Origin of the sequence: Halobaculum limi (assembly GCF_029490015.1) — an archaeon.
Taxonomy (GTDB): domain Archaea; phylum Halobacteriota; class Halobacteria; order Halobacteriales; family Haloferacaceae; genus Halobaculum; species Halobaculum limi.
This window is the reverse complement of record NZ_CP120468.1, coordinates 674,192-690,072: the sequence shown is the minus strand read 5'-3', so window position 1 is coordinate 690,072 and position 15,881 is coordinate 674,192. Positions and strand designations below refer to the sequence as shown.

At 68.2% G+C, this 15,881-nt stretch carries 15 protein-coding genes; 7 read left to right on the top strand and 8 right to left on the bottom strand.

Annotated features, from left to right (window positions below):
- Positions 1-15 precede the first annotated feature (15 nt).
- Positions 16-1,020, bottom strand: a complete 1,005-nt coding sequence (locus P0D77_RS03440; RefSeq protein WP_277554783.1) for an alcohol dehydrogenase — start codon at positions 1,018-1,020, stop codon at positions 16-18.
- Positions 1,021-1,164: 144 nt separating this feature from the next.
- The gene (locus P0D77_RS03435; protein WP_277554782.1) at positions 1,165-2,373 is read right to left on the bottom strand and encodes a DHH family phosphoesterase; all 1,209 of its coding nucleotides are present in this window, start codon (positions 2,371-2,373) and stop codon (positions 1,165-1,167) included.
- A 206-nt stretch (positions 2,374-2,579) separates the two neighbouring features.
- On the opposite strand from P0D77_RS03435, the gene P0D77_RS03430 reads away from it, so the two are divergent.
- Positions 2,580-2,792, top strand: coding sequence for a hypothetical protein (locus P0D77_RS03430; RefSeq protein WP_277554781.1), 213 nt, complete (start codon positions 2,580-2,582; stop codon positions 2,790-2,792).
- Positions 2,793-2,799: 7 nt separating this feature from the next.
- Here P0D77_RS03430 and P0D77_RS03425 read toward each other — a convergent pair whose 3' ends face one another.
- Positions 2,800-3,264: a universal stress protein gene (locus tag P0D77_RS03425; protein WP_277554780.1), complete on the bottom strand. Its 465-nt coding sequence runs from the start codon at positions 3,262-3,264 to the stop codon at positions 2,800-2,802.
- A gap of 122 nt (positions 3,265-3,386) precedes the next feature.
- Between P0D77_RS03425 and P0D77_RS03420 the strand changes: the two genes are divergently transcribed.
- The 4 genes from P0D77_RS03420 (at position 3,387) to P0D77_RS03405 (ending at position 9,052) form a co-directional block, all read left to right on the top strand.
- Positions 3,387-6,158 (top strand): PAS domain S-box protein, encoded by a 2,772-nt coding sequence (locus tag P0D77_RS03420; protein ID WP_277554779.1) that lies wholly within the window; start codon positions 3,387-3,389, stop codon positions 6,156-6,158.
- Between the two features lie 81 nt (positions 6,159-6,239).
- Positions 6,240-6,827: a DUF7474 family protein gene (locus P0D77_RS03415; RefSeq protein ID WP_277554778.1), complete on the top strand. Its 588-nt coding sequence runs from the start codon at positions 6,240-6,242 to the stop codon at positions 6,825-6,827.
- A 113-nt stretch (positions 6,828-6,940) separates the two neighbouring features.
- Entirely contained in the window at positions 6,941-8,314 is a 1,374-nt protein-coding gene (locus tag P0D77_RS03410) for an MFS transporter (RefSeq protein WP_277555728.1), read from the top strand.
- 99 nt (positions 8,315-8,413) lie between these two features.
- Positions 8,414-9,052: a hypothetical protein gene (locus P0D77_RS03405; RefSeq protein WP_277554777.1), complete on the top strand. Its 639-nt coding sequence runs from the start codon at positions 8,414-8,416 to the stop codon at positions 9,050-9,052.
- 60 nt (positions 9,053-9,112) lie between these two features.
- On the opposite strand, the gene P0D77_RS03400 is transcribed toward P0D77_RS03405, so the two are convergent.
- The gene (locus P0D77_RS03400; RefSeq protein WP_277554776.1) at positions 9,113-9,727 is read right to left on the bottom strand and encodes an HAD family hydrolase; all 615 of its coding nucleotides are present in this window, start codon (positions 9,725-9,727) and stop codon (positions 9,113-9,115) included.
- Positions 9,728-9,846: 119 nt separating this feature from the next.
- Positions 9,847-10,590, bottom strand: coding sequence for a DNA polymerase sliding clamp (locus P0D77_RS03395; protein WP_277554775.1), 744 nt, complete (start codon positions 10,588-10,590; stop codon positions 9,847-9,849).
- Between the two features lie 380 nt (positions 10,591-10,970).
- On the opposite strand from P0D77_RS03395, the gene P0D77_RS03390 reads away from it, so the two are divergent.
- Positions 10,971-11,093 carry a hypothetical protein gene (locus tag P0D77_RS03390; RefSeq protein WP_277554774.1) on the top strand — a complete coding sequence of 41 codons (123 nt, stop codon included), beginning with the start codon at positions 10,971-10,973 and terminating at the stop codon, positions 11,091-11,093.
- A 90-nt stretch (positions 11,094-11,183) separates the two neighbouring features.
- On the top strand, positions 11,184-11,993 hold the full coding sequence (locus P0D77_RS03385) for an SAM-dependent methyltransferase (RefSeq protein WP_277554773.1): 810 nt from the start codon (positions 11,184-11,186) through the stop codon (positions 11,991-11,993).
- A gap of 21 nt (positions 11,994-12,014) precedes the next feature.
- Here P0D77_RS03385 and P0D77_RS03380 read toward each other — a convergent pair whose 3' ends face one another.
- From P0D77_RS03380 to tatC, 3 genes are all read right to left on the bottom strand, one after another.
- Positions 12,015-12,737 (bottom strand): queuosine precursor transporter, encoded by a 723-nt coding sequence (locus tag P0D77_RS03380; protein WP_277554772.1) that lies wholly within the window; start codon positions 12,735-12,737, stop codon positions 12,015-12,017.
- Complete coding sequence (locus P0D77_RS03375; protein WP_277554771.1) at positions 12,734-12,949, bottom strand: ribbon-helix-helix domain-containing protein; 216 nt, start codon at positions 12,947-12,949, stop codon at positions 12,734-12,736. The genes P0D77_RS03380 and P0D77_RS03375 overlap by 4 nt, the downstream gene beginning before the upstream one ends.
- A gap of 89 nt (positions 12,950-13,038) precedes the next feature.
- Positions 13,039-15,801, bottom strand: coding sequence for a twin-arginine translocase subunit TatC (gene tatC / locus P0D77_RS03370; protein ID WP_277554770.1), 2,763 nt, complete (start codon positions 15,799-15,801; stop codon positions 13,039-13,041).
- Positions 15,802-15,881: the final 80 nt, after the last annotated feature.

Sequence of the window (15,881 nt, the reverse complement as noted above, 5' to 3'; positions counted from 1 at the left end):
GAGCAGGTACCGAGCCTACGGCTCTAACACCACTCGGAACCGCGCTTCGTTCTCGATCATCCGATCGTACGCCGCGTCCACCTCGTCGAGTGCGAACGTCTCGACTTCGGGAGTGATCTCACGGAGGTCGCTGAACTCCAGGGTGTCCTGTGAGTCGCGGGCGTTGCCCGAGGCCCATCCCTCGACGCCGCCGCGAACGCCGACGAGCGACTGGGCGTTCACGCCCACGTCCTCGCCGGGGACACCGACGACGACGACGCGGCCGTCGGTTCCGAGTCCGTCGATCACCGACTCGATGGCGGGTGCAGCGGGCGCCGTCGCGAGCACCACGTCCGCGCCGCCGAGGCCTTGGAGCGCCTCCGCAGCGTCGGCTTCGGCGGTGTTCACGAAGTGGTCGGCACCCAGTTCGTACGCCAGATCCTCTTTGTCGGGAGAACGCGACAGCGCGACCGTCTCGAAGCCTGCCGCGCGGGCGTACTGGATTCCGAGGTGACCGAGGCCGCCGACGCCTTGGACGGCGACGAGGTCGCCTGGTCGCGCGTCGGTGTTGCGCAGGGCGTTGAACGTCGTGACGCCAGCACACAGCAACGGGGCGGCGTCGACTGCGTCAAGGTCGTCTGGGATCGCCGCCAGCGCCTCGACTGGCGCGGTCAGATACTCGGCGTACCCGCCATCGTAGGCGATCCCCGTGATCTGGGCGTTCTCGCACTGTTGGAAGTCGCCGCGGCGGCAGGCGTCACACTCGAAGCAGTGGCCGCCGTGCCAGCCGACGCCGACGCGGTCGCCCTCGCTCCACGCCGTCACGTCGTCGCCGACGGCGTCGACCCGACCCGCGACCTCGTGACCGGGAATCCGCGGGTAGTCGATCCCGGGGTACGCACCCTCCTTAACGAACGCGTCGCTGTGACAGATGCCGCAGGCGTCGACCGCGATCCGCACCTCGCCGGCCGCCGGTTCGGGCGTGTCGACGTCGACGACCTCGAACTCCGCACCCGGTTCCGGCACTCGTGCCGCCTTCATCGTGACTCACCGCAGGCTGTGGATCTCATAGGCACTCGGACGGTCGGGGGCGAGGCACAAACACCTGCGGGCCGATTGGCAGGTGGGAGAAACGCGGCCGTCGCGATCCTGACGGGCGTCACGTAGACGCCCGCGGCAACTGCGTTACTCGGCGGCGTCGGCGGCGTCCTCTGCGGCCGCCTCCTCGGCGATCTGCTCGAACGCTCGGATGATGACGCGCTTCGTCGTCGCGCCCTCGGTCGACCAGTGGTGGGCGTAGTCGAGCATATCGTCGTAGATGTCGGGCTTACAGCCGGCAGCCTTCGGGTGGCCGCCGCCGTTGACGAGGCCCGCGACCTCGTGACACCGCTGGAAGTCTTCGGAGCCGCGGATCGAGGCGGAGCCAGCGGGCTTCACCATCACCGCGGCGTCCATCCCTTGCTCGCGAAGGGCGTCTGCGACCTCGTTCTGTGAACAGCGGCCGTAGGTGACGCCGACGGACCACTCGCCGATCTCGTGTTCGGCCGCGCGGTCGACCGCCTTCTCGACGAGTTGGCGCTTCTCGACGCGTCGCGTCTCGACGTACTCGAGTGCGACGTCGGGGAGGTCGACGCCGTACGCGCCGACGACGGCGACGTACTCCTCCGCGCCGGTCCAGTAGGCGAAGTCCGCGAGGTCGTCGGAGCGCTCGTCTTCTTTCAACCAGAGGTCGTGGTCGCGCGTGACCGTCGCGAGTTCCTGGAAGCGGTCGTCGAAGTCGTAGTCGAGCGAGCGGAGGGTCACGTCGGTCGAACACTCCTCGTCGCTCTCGCCGACGACGAGGTCGATGCCGAGGTCTCGGACCGCGGCGGCGAGGTCGTCGTCCCACTGGTGGTGGTCGAACCAGCGAACGCTGTCCGCGCGGTCGACGACCGTCGTCAGGTCGGCTTCGATGTACTCGAAGGCGTCCGGGCAGATGTCGCAGACGAACACGTCCGTCCCGGGTTCGAGGTACTCGGCGACGTATTCGAGGTCCTCCTCGAACGAGTGGGGGCCGGAGGGGAGCAGGGCGACGGGCGACTCCTCGCGGTCGGTCTCCTCGTCGTCCTCGCCGAACTCCTCTTCGTACGTGCCGTCGAGTTTCGCGCGGCGGCGCGCCTCGAAGGGAGCCACGTCGAGTGCGGCGTCGTACGCCTCGCGGATGAGCGCGACACAGCCGAGGCCGTCGGCGTCGGAGTCGGTGACGACGACCGCCTCCGCGCCCTCCATCGCCTCCATCGCGCGTTCTTCGGCGCGGTCCTCGTCGAGCGAATCCGGGTAGAAGAAGCCCGTGCCGGGGAGCCGCGACTTGCGGTCCAACGGGAGGGCATCCATGTCGATGAGTTCGTCGTCCATACCGTCGGCTTGCGGCGCGGCGTGAAAACGACGGTGGTGTGCGTGGCCGAGCAAAGCGAGGTCGAACGGAGTGAGACCTCGGTGTGAACGGGGAGCGAAGCGACCCGTGAACGAGTGAGGCCACGGAGACGCGAACGGCGAAGGAAGAAACTCAACGACACTGCGGCCACCACCGATTTGTCGACAGGTCCTGTCGCGAGAAACCGATGACCGACGCCGACGTCGAACGACACCTCGTCGACCTCAAGTACCTGATCGTGTTCGCAGTCGTCGTCGAGGCGGCCGTCGACCTCGGCCGGGGGAGCGTCGACGCCGGCCTCCGCGGGCTACTCGCTGGCGGCGCCGTCGTGTTGCTCGCGGTCGTCGTGTACCTGATCGTGGTCCAGCCAGATCGGGCTGTCGACGCCACGGGAGAGTAACGCGACCTCAGACGGGCGGCTTCACACCGTCGCCGTCGCCGTCGCCCTCCAACTGGCGGACGGTGAGCACCGGAACCGGACAGGTGCGGACGACCCGTTCGGCGACCGACCCGATGAGGAATCGGTTCTCGCCGTGGCGGCCGCGGGTGCCGGTGGCGACGAGGTCGGCGTCGATCTCGCGGGCGTAGTCGGCGATCTCGTTGGCCGGGCGACCCTCACGGACGACGGCAGTCACGTCGCGGCCGGCGCGTTTCTGCACGTCGACGATGGCCTCGCCGCCGCGTGCCTGGAGGGCGTTGCGCATCTGATCGCGAACCGCCTCGGGCGAGGAGTCGACCTCGCCGCTGTCGACGACGTACAGGGCGTGGACAGCCGCGTCGAACCGTTCGGCCAGATCGAGGGCAGCGTCGACGGCGCGACGGACGCTGTCGGAGCCGTCGGTGGCGACGACGATGGTGTCGATCTCGGGCATTACGCGGGTGTTCCGGCGGAGGGCTCTTAACTGTCGGCGCTCGCGACCCACCCGAATCGCCAAACCTCCCGGCCACCTACATTTACGTCTTGCCGCACGAGGAGAGGTACGAGAGAGTACAGATGCCCGCGAGCGACGACGCGATACGTGTGCTCCACGTCGACGACGACCCCGATTTCGCGGAGTTAGTCGCGACGTTCTTGGAGCGAGAGCGTGACCAGATCACCGTCGACAGCGCGTGCAACGCCGCCGAGGCGAGATCGACGTTGGGCGAGGACAGTCCCGCCGTCGACTGCGTCGTCTCGGACCACGACATGTCCGACGAAAATGGGATCGAGTTCCTTCGGTCGGTTCGCACGGAGTACCCAGATCTCCCGTTCATCCTGTTCACCGGAAAAGGGTCGGAAGAAGTCGCGAGCGAGGCCATCTCCGCGGGCGTGACGGATTACCTGCAGAAGGGTGGCGGTCGCGACCAGTACGAACTGCTCGCGAACCGGATCGTGAACGCGGTGGACGCGACCCGGTCCCAGCGGATGCTGATCGAACGGACGCGACGGCTGGAGACGTTGATCGACAACCTCCCCGGGATGATCTACCGCTGTCGGAACGAACCGCCGTGGCCGATGGAGACGGTCGACGGCGAAGTCCGAGAGACCACCGGCTACGACGCCGAGATCCTGGAGCGAAACGAAGTGGTGTGGGGCGAGGAGGTCATCCACCCAGACGACCGGGACCACACCTGGAACGCCGTCCAAGAGGCCCTCGACAGCGACGACGACACCTTCGAACTCACCTACCGGATCCAAACGCCCGACGGAGAGACGCGGTGGATGTGGGAGCGGGGCCGAAGCGTGGACGACGACGACGACGGGTCAGTGGCGGTGATAGAGGGGTTCATCACCGACGTCACCGAGCGCAAGCAGCGGGAACGCCGGCTCGAACGGACGACCGCACGGCTCGAAGCGTTGTTCGAGGAGTCGCCCGATATGATCAACGTCCACGACGACGAGGGGTACTTCGTCGACGCGAACCCCCGACTGTGTGCGGAGACGGGCTACACCAAAGCGGAACTCACCGAGATGCAGGTGTGGGACATCGATCAGGAAATCGACGCCCCGGAGGCGAGGGCGCTCTGGGACGAGATGAAGCCGGGAGACAGACACGAGCGGGAGGGCGTCTACGAGCGGCGTGACGGCTCGACGTTCCCGGTCGAGGTCAACATCAGACGCCTCGACCTCGACGGCGAAGAACGGTTCCTCGTGAGTAGTCGCGACATCTCCGAGCGGAAACGCCGCGACCGGAAACTCAAACGCCTCCGCGAGCGTGCACGGGAACTCACCTACACACAGACGACCGAAGAGACCGCACGACTCGCCACCGAGGCCGCCGACGAGATCATCGGAGCCGACCTGAGCGGCGTCCACCTCGTCGACGACACCGGAGAACGGATGCGTCCGATCGTGATGACCAACACAGCCTGGGAGGCGCTTGGCGAGCAACTGGCGTACGACCGCTCGGCACCACTCGGGACGCGTGCGCACCTCGCGTGGGACGTGTTTCAGACGTCGGCGCCGACGTACATCAGTTCTGTCTCGGCGTCGGACCGACTCTCCGAGGACTCGCCTGCCGAGAGCGTAGTGTTGCACTCGGTGGGTGATCACGGACTGTTCATCGCCTCTTCACACGAGCGCGACGCGTTCTCCGCGACCGACCGCCTCCTCGTAGAGATCCTCGCTGACACGCTCGAAGCCGCACTCGACCGCGTCGCGCGCGAGGAGTCCAGTCGAGAGCGCGAGCGGAGTCTCGAACTGCTCCACGACGCGACGCGCGATCTGATCCACGCCGAGTCGGCCGACGAGATCGCCGACCACGTCGTCGCGGCCGCCGCCGACATTCTGGGCTTCTCTGTCACCACCGTCAGATTCTACGACGAGGACGAGGGACTCGTCCCAGTGGCGGAGTCCGACGCCGTCACAGAGGTGCTCCCAGACCGAACGACGTTCGCTCCGGAGACGGAGAGCCTCAACTGGGATGCCTTCGAAGCCGGAGAGGTCCGCGTGTACGACGACATCGAGCGCGTCGACGGGTCGGTCGATGCCGGCACCGGACTGCGAAGTCTGATGATCCTCCCGATGGGCCACCACGGAACGCTCGCGGTCGGAGAGACCACGCCGAACGCGTTCGACGCCAGCGACGAGTTCCTCGCGCGCATCCTCTCGACTGCCGCCGAGACCGCACTCGACCAACGCGAGCGACGCGACGAACTCCGCGACCGCAACGAGCGCCTCGAGGAGTTCGCCAACGTCGTCTCCCACGACCTCCGCAACCCGCTCAGCGTCGCGAAGGGGCACCTCAGCTTGCTCGACGTCGACCCCGACAACGACCATTACCAAGCGGTACAGCGCGCACACGAGCGGATGGAGGCGCTCATCGAGGACTTACTCGCACTCGCCCGCGAGGACCGCGACGAGGCCGAGGTTGAGTCGGTCGACCTCGCTGCGACCGCCCGAGACTGCTGGCAGAGCGTCGAGACGAACGGTGCGACGCTCGACATCGACACCCGGGGAGTGGTCCATGCGGACCCGCGCCAACTCGACCGACTGGTGGAGAACCTCTTCCGCAACGCCGTCGTTCACGGCGGCGACGCCGTCACCGTCACGGTCGGCGACCTCCCAGACGGCTTCTACGTCGAAGACGACGGCGTCGGCATCGACCCCGACCGGCGAGAGTCCGTGTTCGAACCGGGGTACTCGACGAGCGACGGCGGCACCGGATTCGGCCTCCGCATCGTCGAGCGTGTCGCCGACCGCCACGGGTGGACCGTCGACGTGGCCGAGAGCGACGACGGCGGCGCACGCTTCGAGGTGACGGGCGTAGAGACGAACGCTACCTGAGTCGCGACAGGGCTCGCCAGTGTCGACGGGCGGTCGGAACCACGACACCTAAGCCGTCGACCCACACACCACACGATACCCGTGCCACGGTTCGCGTACCCCTGTCCCGGCTGTCGCACCACGAACAGCCTGCACGACGCAGGCTGCGACTTCGAGGGGACCGAGTGGCACCACATCGAACAGGCGTACACCGACGTGCTCACCGTCCTCGTCGACGGCCCCGTCACGGAGTCTGCGCTCCAACACGCCGTCCACGACGAGTGGTCGGGCCTCCACCGCGCGGCGCTAGACCTGTTGCAACGGGAGGGCCGCGTCGAGGAGAACGGCGACACGCTCGAACTGCTGACCGCCGAACGCTACCGCGAGGAGGTGTCCGAACCGACCCGTGAGCCGATGGCGACCATCTACCGGAAAGGGAGTTACCCCGGCTGTCACGACAACGCGGTGTTCGCGCTCGTCGCGTGGTACGAGATGGTCGGCCTCTCGTGGGCCGAGACCCGCCAGAACGTCGTCGAGTGGCTCCACCGCTCGGGGACGTGGGAGCGCGGCGGCTTCGAGGAGTCCAGCCCCGAGCAACTCGTCGACAGCAAGCGCCACGTGTACGAGGCCGGCTACGGCTGGAAGGAGAAGGCGCAGGCCGCCAAGCGCGTTATCGAGCGCCACGGCTGAGCGGGGAGTGACCCACGCTGGCCCTCTCTCCCATCGGCCGCGACCGCGACCGATAAGGCGGAGTCTCCCGACACTCCGCCGTGAGCAGTTCCCCGGATGACTCTCGACCTTCGATCGGCGACGGCGGTGCCGACGGTGACGGTGCTGCCGCCGCGCCGACCGGGTCGCGCCGCGCGGTCGCGGTCGTCATCGGCGTCGTCTTTCTCGACCTTCTCGGGTTCGGCGTCGTCATCCCCATCCTCCCGTTCTACGTGCGCTCGTTCGGCGTCTCGGACGTGTTCATCGGTCTGACGGCGGCTTCCTACTCGCTGGCGCAGTTCCTCGCCGCGCCGACGCTCGGCCGTATCTCCGACGAGCGCGGTCGCCGCCCAGTCATCGCCTTCTCGGTGGCGATGGCCGGCGTCGCGTGGATCGGGTTCGCGTTCGCCACCGAGGTCGGCGCACTCGCGGGCACGGCCGCCGCGGTCGCGACCCTCCTCCTCTCGCGGACGCTCGCCGGGGCCGCGGGTGGCAACATCTCCGCCGCGCAGGCGTACATCGCCGACGTGACGCCACGCGAGAAACGAGCGGGTGCGCTCGGCCTCGTCGGTGCGGCGTTCTCACTCGGGTTCGTGTTCGGGCCCGCACTGGGCGGGATCGCCGCCAGCGAGCAGGTGGTCTCGACCGCGCGGAGCGTCCTCCCGGCGTTCGTCCCGACGACGCGGTTCACGCTCCCGAGTTTCCTCGCCGCTGGCCTCTCCTTCCTCGCGGCCGCCGCCGCACTCCTCGTGTTGAAGGAACCGGATCGAACCCGTTCGACCGGCGGTCGCAGTTCGCTGATCGACCAGTTCCGAACGGCGCTCGCGGACGACGACCTCCGGCCGCTGGTGGCTTCCTACTTCGTCACCAGCGTCGCGTTCGCCGGGATTCAGGTGATGTTCATCCCGTTCGCTGCCGACTTCTACGGCTACGACGCGACCGCCGCCGCCGTCTTCCTCACCTACATCGGCGTCCTCGGCACGATCAATCAGGGCGTCCTCGTCGGTCGACTGGAGCAAGCGCTCGGCGCGATCAAACTCGCGGTGATCGGTGGGGCAGGACTCGCGACCTCGCTGGCGCTGCTCCCGTTCACGCCCCAGATCGGTGCGATCCTCCCGCTCCCGCCGGGGACCGGTGAGGGCTTGTTGACCGGGCCGATCCTGACGGGACCGACGGTCGCGCTGTTCGGCGTCGGCGCACTGCTGTCGTTCGGCAACGGGGCGTTGAACGTCTCGCTGTCGACGCTCGTCTCCGACCGCGCCAGCGACGAGACGCAGGGCGCGGCCTTCGGCGTCACGCAGGGCGCAGGAAGCCTCGGCCGGACGGTCGGCCCGCCGGTCGCGGCGTCGGCGTACGTGCTGGCGTACTGGTCGCCGTTCGTCGCCGGCGCGGTGTTGCTCGTGCCCGTCGTGTACGTCCTCGCACGCGGGCGGACGCTCGGCGGGCGGGCGGCGACAGTCGACGACTGAGGCGTCGCCGTCCAGGCTCACTCGGAGTCAAGACGGCCGACGGATCGAGGATGTCAGTTGAACAGAAACTATTCACCGCCGACCCGCGAACGGATCGGTGTGAGATCCGACCAATCCGCTCGGCGTCGACGCCTGCCGAGCAGACTACTCGGTGTACTCGGCGCGGTAGCCGGGACTGCCGCCGCCGTCGCCGTCCTCGGTCCCGCGCCACTCGCCGACGTCTTCGTGACGGGGCTGGTCGGTGGTGTGGCGGCCGTCGCAGTCGTCGGGGGCGCCGCAGCGTGGGCCGGTCGGCGAGCGGTGGTGTGGATCGCAGCGCTGTCGGTGGCGGCGTTCTCAGCGGTCGGACTCATGACAGTCGGCTTCCTGTTCGTCCCAGCCGCGCTGTGTCTTCTCGCGGCGGCGACGCTGTCGACGTGGGCGGGGCCACTGGTCGCCGAGGCGTCGACGCCGCCGACGCCTCGGCGGACCGCCCTGTACGCAGCGGCCGGTGCCGTCGCCGTCGGCGTCGGTGCGTGGCTGGTCGACATCGCCGCGTTCGAGCGCGATCTGTTCGGATCGTGCGCCAGCGAGACGGCCACCTGTGTGCTGGCGACGACGAACTGGCCCGCCGTCGCCGTGACCGTCGGGGGACTCCTCGCGTGTGCGTCTGGCGCGTGGCTCCTCGTTCGCGGCGGAGTCGACGCACTGGGACTCGTTCGAGCGGCGGTGGCGACGCAGTCAACTGCCGAACGGTGACACCCGTTCGCAGCGGGCGTCGCGGGTGAGCGCGACCGTCGAGTATCTCGATCGACTCGGCTATCGCACCGACGCGACCGCGTCGGGCACGCTCTCGGGTCCTTCGGCGTGGACCGCCTCCCAGCCACGGTCGCGGGCACCTGCCACGTCCGCCTCCTCGTTGTCGCCGATCATCACTCGTCTGTCCGCCGCGAGCGCCGCTTCCGCTCGTTCGAACGGCGCAGGATCGGGCTTGTGCGCCCCGACGTCGTAGCTGACGACGGTCGCGTCGACGTGCGTGGACAGGCCCGCGTGTGCGAGCTTTTCGCGTTGCCAGTCGCCGACACCGTTGGTGCAGACGCCGACCCGATAGCCGTCAGCCCCCGCGAGGGCCGCGAGTGTCTCGCAGACCGGAGCGGGCGCGGGCATCGCGTCGTACTCCGTCTCGCGGAGCGCCGTGACGAACGCCTCCGGGTCGGCGTCGGCGTCGACGGCCGCCAGCGCTGTCTCCGCTGCGCGGCGGTACGGCGCCGAGTCGAGCGCCTCCAATCGTTCGAAGAAGGCGTCGTTGTAGGCGTCGCCGAAGGCGGCGGCAGCGTCGATGCCGACGGCGTCGCAGGTGCGGGCGATGACGTCGTCGTAGTCGGGGAACCGGAGGAGCGTTCCGTCGAGGTCGAACCAGATGGCGGTGGACACAGTCGTGGTCGCGGTCGTCGCTCCGAGAAGGTATCGGCGGCGTGAGAGGTCGTCACAGGGAACGGACGTGGCGCCGCTGGCGGTCGTGAAAAACGTGAGAGTGCGGCCGAACGAGCGCCTCAGTCGCTCTGGATGCGCGGCGCGAGCATGTACGTCACCTGGCCCATCCCCTCGCCGAACTCGTAGTGGAGTTTGACGGGGAACTCCTCGCCGAGTTCGACGCGTACCTCGGCGTCGCTCGGGATGGCCTTGTTCATATCCTTGAGGTAGTCGAGGCTGAACAGTGAGTCGGCGGGGCCGGCCTGCAGGTCGATGAGGTCCTCGCGGTCGAGACGGAGGTCCACGTCGTCGGTGTCACCCTCGGCCTCGATGAAGAACGACTCCTCGGCCTCGTCGACGCGCAGGCGGATGTGGTCGGAGACCATGTCGGCGGCCTTGATCCCGCGGTCGAGCTGGGCGCCCTCGACGACGATTTCGGCGGGCAGGTCCAAGTCCGGAATGTCCGGCTCCTGGCGGATGGAGTCGGGATCGATGAGCGCGAGTGTGTAGCTCAGGCCATCGATCTGGATGTGGAGTTTGCGCGTCTCCTCGTCGAGTTCGAGTTGGATCAGGTCGCCGGAGTTGGCCATCCCGGCGATGTCCTCCAAGCGATTGAGGTTGACGCCGATGACCCCTCCGTCGGCCTCGTACGACTCGAAAGCGGCCGCCTCGAGTGCGAGGTCGACCATCCCGACGTTCGCCGGGTCGACGGCGCGGATGGCCAACTCGTCCTCGTTGAGCCGGATCTTACACTCGTCGACCAACACGCTCACCGAGTCGAGCGCGTCCCGGAGGGTTGACGCGCTCACGATGGCCTTGAACATATATCGCGGGCTACGGGTGTGCCCATAAAAATACCCGCGATCCGTCCTCACGCGCGAGCGCGAGAGTGCCGAACGAGCGACGAGTAGTCTGTTCTCGGTGAAGAATAGATTGTGCGCGCTGACTCCCCTACGGATGTGTGTCGAGGGATGCGGCGTGAATCGGCGTGGGTGGCTGCCATCCGACTCGCGCTGTTGCGGTGGAACGTCGACGAAGCGTCGGTCGTGGAGGAGGCGAATCTCGTCGCCGGACGCGAGCGAACTGTCCGCGACGTGTTCTCGACGAGTCGGAGTTGGAACCACTGTACACGCCGGTCGGACTCGATTTCGGCGGCGGGTCGCCGTACTAGATCGCACACAGCATCGCCGCCGAGGTGCTCGCAGTGTCGAACGGCCGCGACCCCCGGCACCTGAAGGAGCGCGAGAGACCGGTCGACGAACGGATCGACGTCGCCGGCGACGACGAAGAGAGCGACGACGCGGAGGCCGGCGGGCCGACGCAGTAGCGTAGCGACGGCGGCTGTCCAACACGATGGCGCAAGTGGCGGCGAACGCGCGTTTTATCCGTTTCAGCCGGGTACGTCCGACAACTGACTATGGCTCGCAAGGACGATTTCTACAACCGCGCCAAACAGGAGGGCTATCGCGCCCGGTCGGCGTACAAACTCCGACAGATCGACGAGGAGTTCGACCTGTTCGACCACGGCGACACCGTCGTCGACCTCGGTGCCGCCCCCGGTGGGTGGCTGCAGATCGCCGCAGAGGAGGTGACCGAAGCCGGAACCGTCGTCGGCGTCGACCTCCAGCGGATCGACGATCTCGACCACCCGCACGTCGAGACGGTCCGCGGTGATATGACCGAGGAGCGCACCCGCTACTACCTACGGAAGGCGCTCGGTGTGGACCCCGACCCAGATCCGGACGACGACGCCCCGCCAGTCCGCCCCGTCGACGTGGTCATCTCGGACATGGCACCGAATATGACCGGCGAGTACCAACTCGATCACGCCCGCTCGATCCACCTCTGCCGACAGGCGCTGGACACGGCGCTAGAACTGCTGAAGCCGGGCGGCGACTTCGTCGTGAAGGTGTTCGACGGCCCGGACCTCGCGGACTTCCGTGACGACGTCGACGCGGAGTTCCAGTACGTCCGAGCGTACACGCCGGAGGCAAGTCGGAAGCGCTCCTCAGAGCGGTATCTCATCGCTCGCGGGCGCACCGATGCGCCGGTGGCCGAGGGCGACCGCCTCGCCGTCGACGTGACCGACGTGGGCGAGGAAGGCGACGGCATCGCCAGCGTCGACGGGTTCACGCTGTTCGTGCCGGGTGCCGAGGTCGGTGAGACGGTCGAGGTCGTCGTCGACGACGTGAAGCCGCGGTTCGGCTTCGCAGAGCGCGTCGACTGAGCAGGGACGAGACCAGGCTTTTCAGACGCTCACGCGGTCGGCATCCACGTCGGCGTCGCGGCGGACCAGCGCCACCGCGGCGTACACGAGCGGTGTATCGACGAGGGCGATGAGCAGTTTCAGCACGTACTGCCCGACGATGAGCGACAACAGCACCGCGGTCGGGAGCGCCGGGCCGATGCCGAACAGTGCGGGCGCGACGGCGAACGCGACGAGGGTGAACACGACGGTGTCGATGAGTTGGCTCGTCGCCGTCGACCCGACGTTGCGGAGCCACAGGGCGTCGCCGTCGGTGAACTCGCGGATGCGATGAAAGGCGATCACGTCCCAGTTTTGACTGAGGACGTACGCGACCAGCGACCCGAGGACGACGTTCCCCGACAGGCCGAGGACGGTCGCGAACGCGTCAGGGTCGACCGACCCCTGCGCTGCGGGCACGGAGATGGTCGCGAACACGAGCGCCAAGAGAACGAAGTTCATCCCGAACGCGACGTTGACGACGCGCCGGGCGTACTCCTTTCCATACAACTCCGAGAGACAGTCGGACGCGAAGAACGTGATGGCGTACGCCAGCGTCCCGCCCGGCGCAGTCACCGTCCCGAGGACAGGAAGTGTGACGGCGAGCAGTTTCGCGGAGATGACCTGCGCCGTCACGAGGGCTGCGACGAACAGCGACGTGAGGAGCACCGCCGCCAGCGGGACGTTCAGACGCCGCGGTTCCGCGGTGGCGACGTCGCCGCTCATTCGTCGTCCTCCGCGTCGTCCGCCTCATCTGCCTCGCCCGCCTCGTCGTCGAGGCGACCGTGTCGGGCGTCTATCTCGTCGAGCATATCGAGCGTCTTGCGGATCGACGCGCGGATCGCGTCGCTTCGGTTGACGAACTTGCCGTCGTCGCCGACGTGGTCGTCGAGGTCGGCGAGCAGTTCGCCGGGTATCTCGACGCTTATCTTGGGCATATCTGGAGATTCGTTGAAAAATAGTTGAGTCTTCTCACCGAGCGGCGGCGACGGCGGAGAAGCGGTGCGGGACGACCGCCTGGCCGAGATTACGCGCCCGGCTTCGAGTCGCGAACCAGGTCGACCGTCGGTTCCGCGAGGTTGCGCCGTCCGCCCAGCGTCAACACCCACAGGATGAGCAGACCGACGCCGTAGGCGGCCATCAGCGGAATCGTCACGAGGAACATCGTGAACACGTCCGCCGGGGTGAACAGCGCCGCCACGAGCATAATGCCGACCGTCACCTCGCGCCACCGCGAGCGCATCGCTTGGTACGACACGCCGGCGGTGTTGAGCAGGACCATCAACACGGGCACGTCCGCGAGGAATCCGATGCCGACGGTCGTGAAGAACACGAGCCACGCGAAGTCGCTGATCCGGTAACTGATTACCATCCCCGCTCGGAGTGCGTCGCCCACGAGCCACGAGATGACTGCCGGTGCGATGGTCGTGTACCCGAGCGCGAGGCCACCGATGAGGCCCACCAGCAGAGCCGCAACCCATCCGAACACGACCTGCCTCCGCCCACGGACGAAGCCGCGGTCGCGGAGCGCAGGCCACGCGAAATACGCCACGAACGGGAGAATGGCGACCGCGCCAGCGATGGTCGAGATCTTCACCTCGAAGATGAGCGCCTCCACCGGGTGGAGGACGATGACGCCGAAGTTCTCCGCGCCCACTCCGACGACCTCCTCGGGAATGCGGTTCACGAAGTTGTCCTTCACGTCACCGATGCCGCCGAGGTAGAGGAACGCGAACACGCTCGCGAGCGTGATGCCGAACACGCCCGTCAGGAAGAACGCCCGCGACCGGAGCGAGGAGGCGATGAAGGCGAGGTCGTCGTAGTAGCCGCCGATGTCGTCCTCGTCGCGTTCGCCGTCGGTCAGGCCTTCCAGCAGCGTCCCGGTCGCCCGCGAGGCGCGGTCGCCCACGTCGTCGGACGCACCGGGGACGGCTGCTCCCTCGCCGGAGCCGCCCTGCGCGGCCGCCTCGCGGGCGCGTTGCGCCTCGTCGAAGCGGTCGAGGATAGCCCGCGCTTTCTCTGAGTCGCCCGCAGAGGCCGCGTGGTCCGCGAGGAAGTTCGCACGACGCTCGGAGACACCGGCGAACACCGCGTCGGGCGCACGGCGCACCTCGTCGGCGGTGAGCACCTCGACGTCGACGGCGGTCGGGTCGGTGCCGGCGACGTACGCGAAGTAGACGCCGAGGACGAGTGCGAGCGCGGCCGCGAGACCGAGTCCCGCGGCGAGGAACGTGACGAGTGCGGTCGTGCCGCTCACGCCGACGGCCGCGAGGATGGCGTCGGCGCTCGTGCCGTACTCCGTGAGGATCGAGTCAGCGAGTGTCGAGCGTTCGACGAGGACGTAGCCGACCGCGCCGACGATGCCCGCGATGCCGAGGAGGACGTTCCACAGCGAGCGGAAGCGACTGCGCCAGTCGACGAACCCGGCGCCGCGCCGGGTCGCACCGACGACGCCGAGGTCGCCGGCGAACAGGTCACGCGCCGGACCGGTGTCGGCGGGTGCGTCACTCGCCTCGCCGTCGCCCGCGGCGTCGACGGCGGCGGCCTCGTCGAAGCGGTCGAGGATGGCACGGCCTTTGCCGGGGTCGTCGTCGTCCATCGCGGCGGAGGCGGCTTCGAGCGCCTCTGCTTCGGTCATCGACTCGAACACCTCCGGTGGGGCGGCCCACACGCCCGTCTCGTCCAGCGTCCGCAGGTCGATCGCGTCGGGGTCGCCGAAGTCGCGGTCGGTCTCGACCATCGCGTCGAGTTCGACGTACACGAAGTACGCCAACGCGACGACGGCGGCGGCGACGCCGACGACCGCGGCGACCGACGCGAGGACGGGAACCGCGAGGTCGGTCGGGAGGCGGTAGGAGGTGACCCCGCCGACCGCGCCGTTGACGGCGGCCGCGCCGCCGCGGGCGAAGAACAGGTACACGAGGGCGGCGGCGGCGACGCCGACGCCCGCGAGGGCGTTCCACCGGGTCTGGGCGGTCGCCGCCAGGTCGATGCGCTCGCTGCCGCGTTTGGCCGTCACGACGACCTTCGCGAGGTACAGCGACGCGCCGTACAACAGGAGGAGGGGAGCGGCCCACATCACCTGCGTGAACGGGTCCGGCGGCGAGAACACCGCGCCGAAGACGAAGATGCCGACGACGGCGTGGCGCCACTTCTCGCGGAACGTCTCGTAGGGGACGATTTCGGCGTACGACAGCGCCGTGATCGCCAACGGCATCTGCGCGGCGAAGCCGAACGAGAAGGTGAGCAGGGCGATGAACTGCGCCCACTTCACGATGGAGTAGGTGGGCTGGATGCCCGCGGAGAGGGCGTTGTTCGCGAGGAACGCGAACATAAACGGGAAGAAGACGAGGTAGCCGTAGGCGACGCCGACGCCGAACAAACCGAGGGCGAGGACGGCGATGAGCACGAGTTTCCAGCGGGCGACCGGCGTCTGTGGCCACAACTCACGCTCGCGGAGAGCGTCGCGCGAGAAGTACAGCAGTGGCGGAATCCCGAAGATGATACCGACGACGAGGCCGATCTTCGCCTGGAGGAGGATCACGTCGAACGGCGTCTGCGCGATAATCTCGACCTCCTGCCCGGCGGCGTCACTGAGTTGTGCGCGGGTGACCGCCTTCAGGAAGTCCCAGACGTACAGCCGAAGGGCGTAGAACGTCCCGAGGAACCCGACGAGGAAGACGATGAACACCTTCTGGAGGTCCTTCTGTGCGGACCTGAGCATCGCACCGGCGGTCTCACGCCCCTCCGCCAGCGCCCGTTGGGTGTCCTCATCGAGCGCGCTTGACATACGCGAGATGAACCGCTTCCCGGTTATCAACCTTTTCAAGCGACGACCCAGTGTGAGGCTCGTCGCGCCCCGGGAAGGCC

What these genes read in the sequence shown, in the direction of transcription:
- P0D77_RS03430 (WP_277554781.1), top strand. Translation starts at nt 2,580, where the DNA reads ATGACCGACGCCGACGTCGAACGACACCTCGTCGACCTCAAGTACCTG.
- P0D77_RS03395 (WP_277554775.1), bottom strand. Translation starts at nt 10,590, where the DNA reads ATGTTCAAGGCCATCGTGAGCGCGTCAACCCTCCGGGACGCGCTCGAC.
- P0D77_RS03440 (WP_277554783.1), bottom strand. Translation starts at nt 1,020, where the DNA reads ATGAAGGCGGCACGAGTGCCGGAACCGGGTGCGGAGTTCGAGGTCGTC.
- tatC (WP_277554770.1), bottom strand. Translation starts at nt 15,801, where the DNA reads ATGTCAAGCGCGCTCGATGAGGACACCCAACGGGCGCTGGCGGAGGGG.
- P0D77_RS03425 (WP_277554780.1), bottom strand. Translation starts at nt 3,264, where the DNA reads ATGCCCGAGATCGACACCATCGTCGTCGCCACCGACGGCTCCGACAGC.
- P0D77_RS03435 (WP_277554782.1), bottom strand. Translation starts at nt 2,373, where the DNA reads ATGGACGACGAACTCATCGACATGGATGCCCTCCCGTTGGACCGCAAG.
- P0D77_RS03380 (WP_277554772.1), bottom strand. Translation starts at nt 12,737, where the DNA reads ATGAGCGGCGACGTCGCCACCGCGGAACCGCGGCGTCTGAACGTCCCG.
- P0D77_RS03375 (WP_277554771.1), bottom strand. Translation starts at nt 12,949, where the DNA reads ATGCCCAAGATAAGCGTCGAGATACCCGGCGAACTGCTCGCCGACCTC.
- P0D77_RS03385 (WP_277554773.1), top strand. Translation starts at nt 11,184, where the DNA reads ATGGCTCGCAAGGACGATTTCTACAACCGCGCCAAACAGGAGGGCTAT.
- P0D77_RS03420 (WP_277554779.1), top strand. Translation starts at nt 3,387, where the DNA reads ATGCCCGCGAGCGACGACGCGATACGTGTGCTCCACGTCGACGACGAC.